At 31.1% G+C, this 14,097-nt stretch carries 16 protein-coding genes; 11 read left to right on the top strand and 5 right to left on the bottom strand.

Features of this window, described 5'->3' with window-relative positions; translation table 11 throughout:
- Positions 1 to 10: 10 nt before the first annotated feature.
- The 9 genes from thiS (at position 11) to ACZ49Z_RS08935 (ending at position 7,555) form a co-directional block, all read left to right on the top strand.
- Positions 11 to 217, top strand: coding sequence for a sulfur carrier protein ThiS (gene thiS, locus ACZ49Z_RS08975; protein ID WP_464307833.1), 207 nt, complete (start codon positions 11 to 13; stop codon positions 215 to 217).
- 67 nt (positions 218 to 284) lie between these two features.
- Complete coding sequence (gene thiC / locus ACZ49Z_RS08970; RefSeq protein WP_464307832.1) at positions 285 to 2,108, top strand: phosphomethylpyrimidine synthase ThiC; 1,824 nt, start codon at positions 285 to 287, stop codon at positions 2,106 to 2,108.
- Between the two features lie 83 nt (positions 2,109 to 2,191).
- Positions 2,192 to 2,779 carry a thiamine phosphate synthase gene (locus ACZ49Z_RS08965; RefSeq protein ID WP_464307831.1) on the top strand — a complete coding sequence of 196 codons (588 nt, stop codon included), beginning with the start codon at positions 2,192 to 2,194 and terminating at the stop codon, positions 2,777 to 2,779.
- Positions 2,752 to 3,507 carry a hydroxymethylpyrimidine/phosphomethylpyrimidine kinase gene (locus ACZ49Z_RS08960; protein ID WP_464307830.1) on the top strand — a complete coding sequence of 252 codons (756 nt, stop codon included), beginning with the start codon at positions 2,752 to 2,754 and terminating at the stop codon, positions 3,505 to 3,507. Before ACZ49Z_RS08965 ends, ACZ49Z_RS08960 begins: the two co-directional genes overlap by 28 nt.
- Complete coding sequence (locus ACZ49Z_RS08955; protein WP_464307829.1) at positions 3,500 to 4,123, top strand: thiamine phosphate synthase; 624 nt, start codon at positions 3,500 to 3,502, stop codon at positions 4,121 to 4,123. The genes ACZ49Z_RS08960 and ACZ49Z_RS08955 overlap by 8 nt, the downstream gene beginning before the upstream one ends.
- The gene (locus ACZ49Z_RS08950; protein WP_464307828.1) at positions 4,110 to 4,880 is read left to right on the top strand and encodes a HisA/HisF-related TIM barrel protein; all 771 of its coding nucleotides are present in this window, start codon (positions 4,110 to 4,112) and stop codon (positions 4,878 to 4,880) included. The genes ACZ49Z_RS08955 and ACZ49Z_RS08950 overlap by 14 nt, the downstream gene beginning before the upstream one ends.
- Positions 4,881 to 5,088: 208 nt before the next feature.
- A complete protein-coding gene (locus ACZ49Z_RS08945; RefSeq protein WP_464307827.1) occupies positions 5,089 to 5,472 on the top strand; it encodes a GxxExxY protein in 384 nt (127 codons plus the stop codon).
- Positions 5,473 to 5,541: 69 nt separating this feature from the next.
- Positions 5,542 to 6,666, top strand: a complete 1,125-nt coding sequence (gene thiH, locus ACZ49Z_RS08940) for a 2-iminoacetate synthase ThiH (RefSeq protein ID WP_464307826.1) — start codon at positions 5,542 to 5,544, stop codon at positions 6,664 to 6,666.
- A gap of 178 nt (positions 6,667 to 6,844) precedes the next feature.
- Positions 6,845 to 7,555 carry a HesA/MoeB/ThiF family protein gene (locus ACZ49Z_RS08935; protein WP_464307825.1) on the top strand — a complete coding sequence of 237 codons (711 nt, stop codon included), beginning with the start codon at positions 6,845 to 6,847 and terminating at the stop codon, positions 7,553 to 7,555.
- On the opposite strand, the gene aat is transcribed toward ACZ49Z_RS08935, so the two are convergent.
- The 3 genes from aat to ACZ49Z_RS08920 form a co-directional block, all read right to left on the bottom strand.
- A complete protein-coding gene (gene aat / locus ACZ49Z_RS08930) occupies positions 7,552 to 8,190 on the bottom strand; it encodes a leucyl/phenylalanyl-tRNA--protein transferase (RefSeq protein ID WP_464307824.1) in 639 nt (212 codons plus the stop codon). The genes ACZ49Z_RS08935 and aat overlap by 4 nt on opposite strands.
- 114 nt (positions 8,191 to 8,304) lie before the next feature.
- Positions 8,305 to 8,679, bottom strand: coding sequence for a DUF3127 domain-containing protein (locus ACZ49Z_RS08925; RefSeq protein ID WP_464307823.1), 375 nt, complete (start codon positions 8,677 to 8,679; stop codon positions 8,305 to 8,307).
- A gap of 12 nt (positions 8,680 to 8,691) precedes the next feature.
- Positions 8,692 to 9,567 carry a flavin reductase family protein gene (locus tag ACZ49Z_RS08920; protein WP_464307822.1) on the bottom strand — a complete coding sequence of 292 codons (876 nt, stop codon included), beginning with the start codon at positions 9,565 to 9,567 and terminating at the stop codon, positions 8,692 to 8,694.
- 386 nt (positions 9,568 to 9,953) lie between these two features.
- Here ACZ49Z_RS08920 and ACZ49Z_RS08915 point away from each other — a divergent pair, with 386 nt between their 5' ends.
- A complete protein-coding gene (locus ACZ49Z_RS08915; RefSeq protein ID WP_464307821.1) occupies positions 9,954 to 10,154 on the top strand; it encodes a hypothetical protein in 201 nt (66 codons plus the stop codon).
- Positions 10,155 to 10,591: 437 nt separating this feature from the next.
- The gene (locus ACZ49Z_RS08910) at positions 10,592 to 11,743 is read left to right on the top strand and encodes a sensor histidine kinase (RefSeq protein WP_464307820.1); all 1,152 of its coding nucleotides are present in this window, start codon (positions 10,592 to 10,594) and stop codon (positions 11,741 to 11,743) included.
- 164 nt (positions 11,744 to 11,907) lie between these two features.
- On the opposite strand, the gene ACZ49Z_RS08905 is transcribed toward ACZ49Z_RS08910, so the two are convergent.
- Together ACZ49Z_RS08905 and ACZ49Z_RS08900 are read right to left on the bottom strand one after the other, a co-directional pair.
- Positions 11,908 to 13,578 carry an IS1182 family transposase gene (locus ACZ49Z_RS08905; protein ID WP_464304835.1) on the bottom strand — a complete coding sequence of 557 codons (1,671 nt, stop codon included), beginning with the start codon at positions 13,576 to 13,578 and terminating at the stop codon, positions 11,908 to 11,910.
- Positions 13,579 to 13,696: 118 nt separating this feature from the next.
- The gene (locus tag ACZ49Z_RS08900) at positions 13,697 to 14,041 is read right to left on the bottom strand and encodes a toxin-antitoxin system YwqK family antitoxin (RefSeq protein WP_464307819.1); all 345 of its coding nucleotides are present in this window, start codon (positions 14,039 to 14,041) and stop codon (positions 13,697 to 13,699) included.
- Between the last annotated feature and the right edge of the window lie 56 nt (positions 14,042 to 14,097).

Genomic DNA, 14,097 nt, shown 5'->3' with positions numbered 1-14,097 from the left:
AGTAAAAGGAATGGAATTAAAAATCAACAACACACTCAAAAAAATTGATTGTAAATCCCTTACAATCCAAGAACTTCTCGATTTCGAACTTCCCGAAAAACAAAACGGAATTGCCGTTGCTGTAAACCAAACTGTGGTTTCTAAAAACCAATGGGCAACTTTTCTTCTTTCTCCTTCCGATGATATTTTAATCATTACCGCGACACAAGGCGGTTAATTTAGTATGCAGTTTAAAATAACAAACATTTTCAACTTTTTGACTTTACAACTTTAAGACTAAAAATATGACAAACGAAGAGAAAATATCAAGAGAACCCTTTCCAAATTCGAGAAAAGTATATATCGATGGAGATATTCATCCTATCAAAGTGGCTATGCGTGAAATCGTATTATCCGATACTAAATTGGCAAAAGGTGGTGTCGAAAAAAATCCACCTGTAACAGTTTATGATACTTCTGGGCCATATACTGATCCAAATATAACAATAGATGTTAGAAAAGGATTACCGCGTTTACGCGAACAATGGATTCTAGATCGTGGTGATGTAGAAGAGCTAAAAGAAATCTCGTCAAACTACGGCAAAGAACGTTTACATAATCCAGATTTAGATCATTTGCGTTTTGAATATTTACACAAACCGAAGCGTGCTAAAAAAGGATCCAATGTTACCCAATTGTATTATGCAAAGCAAGGTATAATCACTCCAGAAATGGAATACATTGCCATTCGCGAAAACCAACGTATTGAACAACTGGAGAATCAAACAAAAGCAATGCAATGCCAACACGCAGGAGAAAGTTTTGGAGCCAATACACCAAAAAGCAAAATCACACCCGAATTTGTTCGTAGCGAAGTAGCTGCGGGTCGTGCGATAATCCCAAACAACATCAACCATCCAGAAAGTGAGCCTATGATTGTTGGTAGAAACTTCTTGGTAAAAATTAATGCTAATATTGGAAACAGTGCGGTAACCTCTAGTATTGAAGAAGAAGTGGAAAAAGCCGTTTGGGCTTGTCGCTGGGGAGCAGATACCATCATGGATTTATCTACTGGTAAAAACATTCATGAAACTAGAGAATGGATAATCCGTAACTCTCCTGTCCCGATAGGAACAGTTCCAATTTATCAAGCGTTGGAAAAAGTAAAAGGAATTGCAGAAGATTTAACTTGGGAAATTTTTAGAGATACTTTAATAGAACAAGCGGAACAAGGAGTTTCTTATTTTACTATTCACGCTGGAGTACTTTTACGTTATATTCATTTAACTGCTAATCGTGTCACTGGAATTGTTTCTCGTGGTGGTTCTATTATGGCAAAATGGTGTTTGTTCCATCACAAAGAAAACTTTTTATACACTCATTTCGAAGAAATTTGCGAAATAATGAAACAATATGATGTAGCGTTTTCTCTTGGAGATGGATTGCGTCCTGGATCTATTGCAGATGCCAATGATGCCGCACAATTTGCTGAGTTAGAAACCTTGGGCGAATTAACCAAAATTGCTTGGAAACATGACGTACAAGTGTTCATTGAAGGTCCTGGTCACGTGCCTATGCACATGATTAAAGAAAACATGGAAAAACAATTAGAGCATTGTTCGGAAGCTCCTTTCTATACGTTAGGTCCTTTAACTACAGACATTGCTCCAGGTTACGATCACATTACTTCTGCTATTGGAGCAGCCATGATTGGTTGGTATGGTTGTGCAATGCTTTGTTATGTTACACCAAAAGAACATTTGGGCTTACCTAATAAAAAAGATGTGAAAGATGGAGTAATTACCTATAAAATTGCTGCTCATGCTGCCGATTTAGCCAAAGGACATCCAGGAGCACAATATCGTGACAATGCCCTAAGTAAAGCACGTTTTGAATTTAGATGGGAAGACCAATTCAATTTGGCTCTCGATCCAGACACTGCAAGAGAATTTCATGATGAAACACTACCAGCAGATGGTGCTAAAGTAGCACATTTTTGTTCAATGTGCGGCCCAAAATTCTGCTCGATGAAAATCTCACAGGAAATTAGAGACACAGCTGCTGCAGAGGAAGGCATGAAAGCGATGTCGGAAGAATTTATTGAAAACGGAAAAGAAATTTATTTGTAAAAATTGTCAGTTCGAGTGTTTTTTTATGGAGAGAAACGGCATAAAAAATATATCGAGAACTTAGATTTCATAAAAGAAAAATCATGATAGTAATTTCTAATCCAACGAAAATAGCGAACGAAGAGAACATTATTCAAACTCTTTTTGAAGAAGGCTTGGAATTGTTTCATGTTCGAAAGCCAAATTATTCGAAAGAGAGATTACGTACTTTTTTACTAGCAATAAATCCGAGATATTATTCTAAATTGGTATTGCATCAACATCATGATTTGGCAGAAGAATTTGAGATAGATCGTATTCATTTTACTGAAAAAGATAGACTTACTATATCTGACAGGTTTCAAAAATCTGTCAGATATTTTTCAACTTCAGTACATTCAATTGAAGATTTCAACAATTTGCACAATGGCTTTGATTATGCCTTTTTAAGTCCGATTTATCCAAGTATTTCAAAACAGAATTATGTTCCAATTAAAAATGCTTTTGAGGTGATAAAAAAACGAACCAATCGTCATACAAAATTGATTGCTTTAGGAGGTATTTCAATTGAAAACATAGAGGAAGTAATACAAAATGGCTTTGATGATTTTGCTTTGCTTGGAACCATTTGGAACACTGAAAAATCAATAGAAAACTTTAAAAAATGTCAAAAAATCGTCCATTTGTTTTAAGTATTGCTGGTTTTGATCCTTCTGGAGGAGCTGGTGTTTTAGCCGATGTAAAAACATTCGAGCAACATCAAGTTTATGGCTTAGCAGTTATAACAGGAAACACTATTCAAACGGAAAATGATTTTATAAAAATAGAATGGGTTGCAATTGATTTTGTACTTGAATCAATCACTATTCTTTTTAATCAATATAATATCAAAGCTGTAAAAATTGGCATTGTTCCTTCATTAGATTATTTAGAACAAATTGTTTACCAAATAAAAAAACTTTCACAAAAGACAAAAATCATTTGGGACACCGTTTTAAAATCGAGTACAACATTCGATTTTTTAGAGATTGAAAACCAAACTAAATTAGCATCGATTCTCAAAGAAATTGATTTAATCACACCCAATTATAAAGAAATTTTTCAATTATCTACGAGAGGAATTAATGCAGAAACAAATGCAATACTTCTCTCTAATTATTGTAATGTCTTATTAAAAGGAGGTCATAATACAGAAGAAAAAGGAGTTGACTACTTATTTTTTAAAAATAAATTTATAAAACTTGCTCCAACTATAACTTTGGTTAACGAGAAACATGGTTCAGGTTGCGTTTTGTCATCAGCAATCACAGCAAATTTAGCTTTAGGCTTTGATACTACTTCCTCTTGCCAAAATGCTAAAACTTATATCGAAAAATACCTAAATTCTAACCACACATCATTAGGATATCATCATGATTAGCAAATTACACTATATCTCACAAGGAAATACAGTTGACGAACAATTGTATAACATTCAAAAAACATTAGATAACGGTTGTGACTGGATTCAATTGCGTTTTAAAAACGGAAATTATAATGATCTTTTGACTGTTTCCGAAAAAACCAAACAACTTTGTTTGCAATACAAAGCCACTTTTATAATTAATGACAAAGTAGATTTGGCATACCAAATGGAAGCTGATGGTGTTCATTTAGGCTTAGACGACATGCAAATTAAAGATGCACGATCTATTTTAGGCAACCAAAAAATTATTGGAGGAACAGCAAATACTATAGAACATGTTTTGCAAAGACACAATGAAAATTGTGACTATATAGGTCTTGGACCTTTTCGTTTCACCACCACCAAAGAAAAATTAAGTCCAATTTTAGGCTTAGAAGGGTATAAAATCATTCTAAATCAAATGGCTGAACAAGACATAAAAATACCGCTTATTGCCATTGGAGGCATTACCTTAGAAGATGTTGATTCACTAATTGCAACAGGCATTCATGGTATAGCCATTTCTGGTTTACTCACAAAAACCCCAAAAATAACAACAACACTCAACGAAAAATTATATGTCAACATTTAAAATTTCAGACACAACTTTCCACTCTCGATTATTTTTAGGAACTGGAAAATTTGGTTCTAATCAACAAATGGAAGAAGCTATTTTGGCTTCCGAAAGTGAATTAGTGACCGTTGCCTTAAAACGAGTAGATTTTACAACCGAAACCGATGCTATTCTTTCACATTTAAACCATCCCAATATTAATTTATTACCAAATACATCAGGAGCTAGAAATGCTAAAGAAGCTGTTTTTGCAGCCCAATTAGCTAGAGAAGCTTTTGAAACGAACTTCTTAAAATTAGAAATTCATCCCGATCCAAAATATTTATTACCTGATCCTATCGAAACTTTAAAAGCAACGGAAGAATTAGCCAAACTTGACTTCATTGTATTGCCTTACATTCATGCAGATCCTGTTTTATGCAAACTATTGGAAAGCGCAGGAACAGCAGCGGTAATGCCATTGGGTTCTCCCATAGGAAGTAATAAAGGTTTAAAAACGATTGACTTTTTAGAGATTATAATCGAACAAAGTAGAGTACCTGTTATAGTTGATGCAGGGATTGGTGCTCCTTCTGATGCTGCTAAAGCCATGGAAATAGGCGCAGATGCTGTTTTAGTAAATACCGCAATTGCAGTAGCAAAAAAACCAAAACTAATGGCAGAAGCGTTTAAAGAAGCGGTAATTGCAGGCAGAAAAGCGTATGAAGCACAATTGGGTTCTGTTTCAAATTTTGCACAAGCATCAAGCCCATTAACGGCTTTCTTGAATGAGTAACTCATGAGTGGTTTTTAGTAAATAATTAAAATTTTAGCACGCAGATTTTACAGATTTCCGCAGATAAAAATGACTTAGATACATAAAAAAATCTGCTAAAATTAGCGTAATCTGTGTGCTGAAAATTAAAATTACATAGATTTATATAAGTAAAAGCAGTTAAATCAAAGTGCAACTATAATTCATAATAATTTTAAAATCTGAAAATATGACCGAAAATGAAATATCTTACAAAATAAGAGGAGCAATTTTCAAAGTTCACAACACACTTGGGCCTGGTTTATTTGAATCAGTATATGAAAGTGCTTTATATTATGAATTGAATAAATTAAATTTAAAAGTTGAGAGACAAATTGAAATTACAATACCTTATGAAGAAATTGTACTAGATATTGCTTTTAAAATAGATTTATTGGTTGAAGACAAAGTCATTATCGAATTAAAATCGGTTGAAGACTTAGCCCCTATTCACTATAAACAAACAACCAATTACTTAAAACTCACAGATAAAAAACTAGGAATTCTAGTCAATTTCAATTCAACTACAATTCTAGATGATATAAAACGAATAGTAAACAAATTGCAGCAATAGAAAAGCATTCCATACAAAATTAAAAATCTGCCAAAATCTGCGAAATCTGCGTGCTACAAAAAACACAACATGAACACATTCAACGAAATATTCAAAAAATACGATTGGGATTCCATTCAAGAAAGAATCTATTCTGTTACCGCTAAAGAAGTAGAACAAAGTCTTTCTAAAAACAAATGTACTATAGATGATTTTTTAAATTTTATCTCTCCAGCTGCACAAAGTTATTTAGAAATTATGGCACAAAAAAGCCATGTACTAACTAAGCAACGTTTTGGAAAAACCATTCAAATGTATGCACCTATGTATTTGAGCAACGAATGCCAAAACATTTGCACCTATTGTGGATTTAGTTTAGATAATAAAATTAAACGAAAAACCTTAAATGATAGTGAAATTAAACAAGAAATTAAAGTATTAAAAGAAGCAGGTTTCGACCATATTCTATTAGTTACAGGTGAAGCAAATTATACAGTCAACATCAATTACTTCCTAAATGCAATTACAATTATACAAAAGCATTTTGCTAATATTTCAGTCGAAGTACAACCTCTAGATGAAGAGGAGTATATAGCGTTACACCAAGCGGGAGTACATACTGTTTTAGTATATCAAGAAACCTATCATGAAGAAGTTTATAAAAAATACCACCCAAAAGGGAAAAAATCCAATTTTGAATACCGTTTAAACACACCAGATCGTGTTGGGAAAGCTGGCATTCACAAAATTGGTTTAGGTGTTTTACTAGGTTTAGAAAACTGGAGAACCGATAGTTTTTTCAATGCACTTCATTTAGATTATTTACAAAAAACCTATTGGCAAAGTAAATATTCGGTTTCTTTTCCTAGACTTCGACCTGCTGAAGGTATTATTGAACCCAATTTTATTATGGACGACAAGGATTTAACACAATTAATTTGTGCCTACCGCATTTGGAATCCAGATTTAGAAATTTCAATTTCAACCCGAGAAAACGAAAAATTTAGAGACAATATTATTCCTATTGGAACAACAACCATGAGTGCAGGTTCTAAAACGAATCCAGGAGGCTATAGTGTAGATAAGCAATCTTTGGAACAATTTGAAACAAGCGATGAACGTTCAGCCGTTGAAATTGCAAGTATTATTCGTCAAAAAGGATACGAACCCGTTTGGAAAGATTGGGATAGAAGTTATTCAGTTAAAAATTATTAATTTTTGTTGGGCGTGTCCCTCCGTAAACTGTGGGTCGGGCTATTCGCTCTATCTTTTGTTCCGCTAAAGCTACACAAAAGGATGCCGCTTCTATCCCTAACGCAAACAAACGAAACTAGATTTGACAACTTTTTAAAAGTTGTCAAATCTCTAACTAAAAACACATATAGCATTTAAAATGAACAAAATATACGAAATTTTAAGATACCAAAAACAAACCTTGTTACCAGAAATAGGCGATATTGGACAAGAAAAGCTAAAAAATGCCAAAGTTTTAGTAATTGGAGCTGGTGGTTTAGGTTGCCCAATTCTTCAATATTTAGCTACTTCAGGTGTGGGAACAATTGGTATGGTTGATTTTGATCAAGTAGAATTATCTAATTTACACCGACAAATTTTATATTCTGAAAATACTATTGGTTTACCCAAAGTAAAAATAGCAAAGGAAGTTTTAAAAGGATTAAATCCAAATAGTAATTATATTTCTTTTGAAGAAAAAATAACGGTTGAAAACTGCGAAAAAATCTTGTCTCAATTTGATATAATTGTTGATGGTTGTGACAATTTTGCAACTCGCTATTTGGTTAACGATACTTGCGTATATTTGGGCAAAGCCTTAGTTTACGGAAGTATTTTAAAATTTGAAGGACAAATAGCTGTTTTCAATAATAATGGTAGTAAAAACCTTCGCGATTTATTCCCAGAACCACCCAATCCAGAAGATGTACCAAATTGTAGTTTGAATGGTGTTTTAGGTACATTACCCGGAATTATCGGGACAATGATGGCTCACGAAACCTTAAAAATAATTACTAATTTACCTTGTTTAACCAATGAGCTTATCATTTTCAATACACTAGAATGGAGTTTTGTTAAATTGAAGTTTTAAGGGTAATTCAACACCATCATAAAATCATCTCTATCTATTTCAACACAGCCAAGAGATGCTAGATGATCATTATAGACTTGACAGTCTAAAATTCTATAGTTATTTTTCTCTAAATGTCGCACTAAATAAATAAAAGCAACTTTACTGGCATTGGAAACCTTAGAAAACATACTTTCACCACAAAAAACCGTTTCCATATCTACTCCATACAACCCACCTACTAATTCATCTTCTTGCCAAACTTCTACGCTTTTTGCAATACCAATTTCATGCAACTTGCAATAAGCTTCTACCATTTCATTAGTAATCCACGTTCCTGGTTGGTCTTTTCTACTAATTTTTTTACAATTTGTAATTACTTCTTTAAAAGCAGTATTAAATGTAACCTTAAATTTCTTTTGATTGAGTACATTCCGCATACTCTTAGAAATTTTTAAATCCTCAAAGAACAACACCATACGTTCTTCTGGTGCCCACCACATAATGGGTTCATCCTCTTCGAACCATGGAAAGATTCCACTTTTATAAGCTAAAATTAGTCTCTCAATTGACAAATCGCCACCAATAGCTAGAATGCCTTCTGGTGTAGCTTCTTCCACAGGTGGAAAATATAAATCTTTAGTTAGAAAATACATTTTAAAATTGTCAAAAATCAAAAATCAAAAATCAAAAGTCTTAAAGCGAAAAGTCAAAATTTCAATGAAAAATGACTTTATACTTTAAGACTTTATACTTTATGACGTAATTTATTAGAAAGGTAAATCGTCGTGTTCTTCTTCGTTAAAATTAGTTGCTGGTTCAAAAGCATCTGCTGCAGGCATAGGAGGTACTTGTCCTACTGGAGCTTCTGCTTGTACTTTTTCTATTCTCCACCCTTGAATAGAATTGAAGTATTTCGTTTCTCCTTGAGGATTAACCCACTCTCTACCCCTAAGATTAATAGACACTTTTACTTGTTCACCTTGATTATAATTATTTAATAAATCAGTTTTGTCCTGTGTAAACTCAATCATTATATGTTGAGGATATTGCTCTTCTGTTGTTACAACTAATTCTCTTTTCTTAAACGTTGCACTAATTTGCTGTACTGGGTTAATTACCTTTACTCTTCCTGTTACTTCCATCTCTTAAAAAATTTATTTTTTTGCTAAAAGCACTAACCAAGCGCTTTTAGTTTCGTTCTTATCTAAATATTTTTTTGCTAACTGCATTTTTTTTACTTCATCATCTGAACTTAAAACTCCTTTCACTTCAAAATTATCTTTTGCAAAGATACTAATTTCTTCTTCAGAAGGAAATGCCTCAATATTTCCCAACTTCCCCAAATCATTACCATTAAAAACAGCACTCTCTTTAATATAGACTGGGATAGCATCAACTCCTATTCCTAATGTTGAAATTGGTTTTTCTACTTCAAACATTCCCATATTAGCTCTGCTATACCAATTTCCTCCCATTCTTGAAACTAAATCAATTTTATGCTGATCAATAGTCCCATTTTCATCTAAAACCGACTCATTAATATGAATCTTAACAACTTCGCACACAACCAAATTACCAGCTCCTCCTTGATCTCCTAATGCTATTATTTCATTAACTACACACTCAAATTGCACAGGACTTTCGGCAACTCTAAAAGGTTTTACTAAATCCGATTTAACCATCGTTAGTCCTGATTTCACAAACTCATTTACTCCATCAGGATATTCTGTGCTTGATAAAGACATTTGTTGCACAATATCATAATTAACCACATTAATAACAACTTCCTTAGTGTTTTTAGAATTAATTAAAGTATGTTTAATAGAATTATCCCTTACTCTCCTTGCTGGTGAAAAAATTAATATTGGAGGATTAGAGCTAAAAACATTAAAAAAACTAAAAGGAGACAAATTAGGAATTCCGTTTTCATCGAGTGTACTTGCAAAAGCAATAGGTCTCGGTGCAACAGCTCCTTGAAGGTATCCTTGTAATTTTGCTGGTGCTATTTCTTTTGGATCAATTGATATCATTTTGAAAAGATTTTTACAAAATTACACAATTTTAATATGAACCCAAATTGAAAAGTCATTTATATAAAAAAGTTATATTTTCTAGCAAAAATAAAATAAGTTATCAAAAATAACGTTCTAGCACGAATTGACTCTTACTATTTATCTACTTTTTTTAGTATTTTTACTAACAAATATTTTCTATGCAATTTTCTGAAAAACGTAATATTACCCGTTGGTTTATTATTTTGGCTTCTTTTCTAATTGTCATTGTTATTCTTTGGAATACTTATAACTTTTTTCAAATTTTAATTGTAAATATATTTTCTTTATACTTATCTAAATATTTTCGTTTTTTTTGTAAAAAAACTTATATTTGATGTAAGTTAATTTAATAAATTTAATTTATGAAAACATTAGACAACTTTAAAGAAAATCAAATCTGTTTAAAATCAGTTTATGGTGGAGAAAAAATCTATAGTAAAGAAGTCGGCACTATGCATCACCTCAACGGTAAAGAGTTTTATGGAGTATATATATCTGTTTATGATACAACCACTAAGACATACTCTTATTATTCTCATTTAGGGCAACCTTTGGTTTGTTAATAAAGAAAGGGTTGTGAATATTAATATTCACAACCCTTTTATTTTGAGATACTTTAAATAATTTTCTAAAACTTTAACTTAAAAAAAGTTGACTTTAATTAAGAAAAATATAAATCTAGTCTAAAAAATTATTTTTTTATAGTTTAAAAAAAATGCTTATTTTTTATGATTATTATATTTAAACAATAAACAAAGAAAATTAAAAATATTTCATAAAAAACACTTTATTTTATTTCATATAGTATTTTACTATCTAGAATGTAAATTTTCTATAAAAACATTAATAAAATCTATATGGTTAATATGTTTTTTTTAACTATCTCCAATGTTAATTTATTTAGAATAAAAAAATTAACAATACCATATTTATAATTGAAAAATATAATCAAACTAAAATATGCATTAAAAAAACTACATTTATATTTTACATACTAAATATGCAATTCTCGGAAAAAAGAAACATTATACGCTGGTTAATTGTAATAAGCTCATTTTTTATTGTTTCAATAATACTTTGGAATACTTATAAATTTTTCCAAATTTTCAAACAGGACGAACGAAATAAAATGGAACTTTGGGCTAAAGCCCAAAGTAACTTATTATCTGCAGACCTAGAAAATTTTAATCCAGATTTAAATCTATATATTTTAGAAAACAATAAAACAATCCCTTTAATTCTTACTGAAAACGAAAAAATTATTGGAATAAACAATATTAACTTTCTAAAAGTTAGGGACACATTGGAATTAAAAGAACAAATAAAAAAATTCAGAAAACAAAATAGCCCAATTGAAATTGAATATAGTAAAGGAAAAATACAATATTTATATTATGGCAATTCAAATCTTATAAATAAATTAAAATACTACCCTATTGCATTAGTCCTAATTTTCATTTTATTTAGTGCAGTCGTTTACAACTTTTATAGAGCAACTAAAATTGCAACTCAAAACAAACTATGGTCGGGAATGGCAAAAGAAACAGCTCATCAAATTGGCACACCTTTGTCATCGTTAATCGGTTGGTTGGAAATTTTAAAATTAGACAATGTTGAAGAAAGCACCTTAGAGGAGATTGAAAAAGATATTAATAGACTACAAACTATTACCGATAGATTTTCTAAAATTGGTAGTGAACCTGCTTTAGAAAGCAAAGATATTGTTGAAGAAACCAAAAACTCTTTTGAATATCTTAAAACTAGAACTTCTAAACATGTTGAATTTTCTTTTTCAGGCCCAGATCATCCTATATTAATACCAATAAATCCAATTTTACATAGTTGGACCATTGAAAACTTAGTAAAAAATGCTATTGATGCCATGAAAGGAAAAGGCAAGTTAGACGTTACTATTATTGATGAATCTAATACTCTTAAAATTAAAATATCAGACACTGGAAAAGGAATACCAAAAAATCAATTTAATAAAATATTTGAACCTGGATTTACCACAAAAAAAAGAGGCTGGGGGCTAGGTCTTTCTTTAACCAAAAGAATTGTGCAAGAATACCACAAAGGAAGAATTAAGGTTGTAGCTTCAGAAATTGGAAAAGGGACAACTATTCAAGTGAGCTACCCTAAGAACTCATAAAAAACATGTAACATCAATTTTTTAAAACGGAAGGTGTTTTGGTTCTCTATTCGTATTTATACCGAATTATAATAGTTTGTAATTATTAAAGTTCTAAAGTAAATTTAACATAAAAAGCTTATTTATGAACAAAAAAAGGGGCTGTCCGAAAAGGACAGCTTTTTTTATGTAGCTATTTTTAAGCTATTTTGTTTTGAAGAAAAAATAATAGCAAAATAACTTTGAGTTACTTTAACAAGGCAAATTTTAGTTTTAAAATAGGCTAGATAAGTGTGAATTTTGGTTTTGAAAACAAATTTTGGCAAGTCTGTCTTGAATGCATTCATTTTTCTAAAGTTGTGTCCAAGGGCCATTAGTAAAAACTCTAATGTTACTTTTTTTAAACCCTTCATTGTGAATCGATTGAATTTATTATTGCTTTTAAGTTGACCAAAAACTGCTTCTACCTCTATTGGACGTTTACTTCGATGTTTTAGTCCTTTTTCACTCATTAGTAGCTTTCTTGCTTTTTCTTTTAATTCATTTAATCGATGATTGACTGATAAAATTCTATTACCTTTTGCTTGATGACATTGACTTCGTAAAGGACATCCTTGGCATCTTTTGGCTTGATAATATGTAATTTGTGATTCATATCCAGTACTGGTTTCACGTTTTCCTACTCCTGTTTTTTGCATAATTTGCCCCATTGGACAAACATAAAAATCGTGTTCTTCGTTGTAGAATAAGTTTTGAACAAGAAAAGGATTGTTTTTTATCTTTCTTTTTTGTTCTTGATGAAAATAGTTGTATTTAACATAAGCATCAGCCTTTTTTTCTTCAAGCATTTGATAATTTTCTTCACTGCCATAACCTGCATCTGCAACGATTTCCTTGCTCTGTTTTTGATAGGCTTTTTCAAAACCTTCAAGATGAGAACTTAAGGTTGTAGTGTCATTTGTTGTTTGATGAATAGAAACATGTGTAATAAATTGGTTTTCAGTAGATATTTGTGGATTGTAAGCAGGTTTTAATTGACCGTTTTTCATATGATCTTCTTTCATTCTCATAAAGGTAGCTTCGGGATCTGTTTTACTATAGGAGTTCCTGTTTCCCATTGTAACCAAGTCTTTTTCATATTTTTCAAGCTTTGGAAGATGTTCCTCTTGAAGTTTTTGCAATTCTCTTGCCTGTTTTTTGGTAGGTTCTTTGAGTTTTTTATTAAGAATCGAAAGCTTTTCTTTTAAACTTTCTGAATCAATCGATTTTGGTAATTCTTCTATATTTAGTTCTTGATTATCAGATTGAATACTGTTTTCAATAGTTGATAGAATATGATTAATTTTAATTTCTAGTTTTTCTTTATATTTCTCAACGGAACCTCTCCATACAAAAGTATATTTATTAGCTTTGGATTCTATTTTTGTACCATCAATATACTGAATGTCTAAGCTAACATATCCCATTTTTACAAGCATTTTTACTACTTCTGCAAAAAGAGTTTGGATATGATTTTTTAAAACTTTACCCCTAAAATCGTTTATCGTTCTAAAATCAGGAGTCGAGTTGCCCGAAATATACATAAAATGAATGTTCTCCTGAAGTGCTTTTGCAATTTTTCTGCAAGAATATACATTAGATAAATAACTGTAAAACAAAACCTTAATCATCATTCTTGGATGGTAAGCTGAAGTACCACCTCCTTTATATTTTTTCAATATTTCACTTATATCTAACTGATTAACAACTTGTTCCACTAAGTGAACTGGATGGTTTTGCGGTATTCTATCGAAAATATTGATAGGAAATAACTCTGGAGAATTGCCTGTTTGATTTTTAAAAACTATCTTAGCCATTGTGTATTTTTGTCTCAACTCTAAGATACTAATTTTAGAGAAAAAATACAAATAAAAAAGGCTGTCCTTACTTTTTGGACAGCCTCTTCTAAGGAATATTTGTGAATTTTACAATTCTTTAGTTTTTAACTAAAGTTTCGCTAGACCATTTTTTAACTTCTACAATTCTACTATTTGAGAAATCTACTTCACTTAACTTATCAGTATTCCAAAAGAACCACTTTCCTACTTTGTTTCCTTTGTTATATTCACCAATAGTTTGTTTCATACCTCTATCATTATATGACACCCATTCTCCATGTAGTTTTCCATCCAAATAAAAACCTTCTTGTTTAACCTGTCCATTATCATGATAGTATGTTGCTTTAACCATATTATCTACAACTTCAAATTTTGGTTCTACTTTTTGAGCAAACATTAAACTTGACATTAATAAAGCTCCCGTGATGATTATATTTTTCATATGCTTATTTTTTAATAGGTTAAGAAATTACTATAAACAAATATAATAATTTATTT

The organism is Flavobacterium sp. KY-23415, assembly GCF_055384985.1.
Note: the sequence above shows the minus strand (reverse complement) of the source record. Positions and strands in the feature narration are given on the sequence as shown.

Bases quoted from the DNA above. Each gene is read 5' to 3' on its own strand.
- ACZ49Z_RS08915 (WP_464307821.1), top strand. From the start codon at position 9,954: ATGAAAACATTAGACAACTTTAAAGAAAATCAAATCTGTTTAAAATCA.
- aat (WP_464307824.1), bottom strand. From the start codon at position 8,190: ATGTATTTTCTAACTAAAGATTTATATTTTCCACCTGTGGAAGAAGCT.
- thiS (WP_464307833.1), top strand. From the start codon at position 11: ATGGAATTAAAAATCAACAACACACTCAAAAAAATTGATTGTAAATCC.
- thiC (WP_464307832.1), top strand. From the start codon at position 285: ATGACAAACGAAGAGAAAATATCAAGAGAACCCTTTCCAAATTCGAGA.
- ACZ49Z_RS08920 (WP_464307822.1), bottom strand. From the start codon at position 9,567: ATGATATCAATTGATCCAAAAGAAATAGCACCAGCAAAATTACAAGGA.
- ACZ49Z_RS08955 (WP_464307829.1), top strand. From the start codon at position 3,500: ATGATTAGCAAATTACACTATATCTCACAAGGAAATACAGTTGACGAA.
- ACZ49Z_RS08900 (WP_464307819.1), bottom strand. From the start codon at position 14,041: ATGAAAAATATAATCATCACGGGAGCTTTATTAATGTCAAGTTTAATG.
- ACZ49Z_RS08945 (WP_464307827.1), top strand. From the start codon at position 5,089: ATGACCGAAAATGAAATATCTTACAAAATAAGAGGAGCAATTTTCAAA.
- ACZ49Z_RS08905 (WP_464304835.1), bottom strand. From the start codon at position 13,578: ATGGCTAAGATAGTTTTTAAAAATCAAACAGGCAATTCTCCAGAGTTA.
- ACZ49Z_RS08910 (WP_464307820.1), top strand. From the start codon at position 10,592: ATGCAATTCTCGGAAAAAAGAAACATTATACGCTGGTTAATTGTAATA.
- ACZ49Z_RS08925 (WP_464307823.1), bottom strand. From the start codon at position 8,679: ATGGAAGTAACAGGAAGAGTAAAGGTAATTAACCCAGTACAGCAAATT.
- ACZ49Z_RS08965 (WP_464307831.1), top strand. From the start codon at position 2,192: ATGATAGTAATTTCTAATCCAACGAAAATAGCGAACGAAGAGAACATT.
- ACZ49Z_RS08935 (WP_464307825.1), top strand. From the start codon at position 6,845: ATGAACAAAATATACGAAATTTTAAGATACCAAAAACAAACCTTGTTA.
- ACZ49Z_RS08960 (WP_464307830.1), top strand. From the start codon at position 2,752: ATGTCAAAAAATCGTCCATTTGTTTTAAGTATTGCTGGTTTTGATCCT.
- thiH (WP_464307826.1), top strand. From the start codon at position 5,542: ATGAACACATTCAACGAAATATTCAAAAAATACGATTGGGATTCCATT.
- ACZ49Z_RS08950 (WP_464307828.1), top strand. From the start codon at position 4,110: ATGTCAACATTTAAAATTTCAGACACAACTTTCCACTCTCGATTATTT.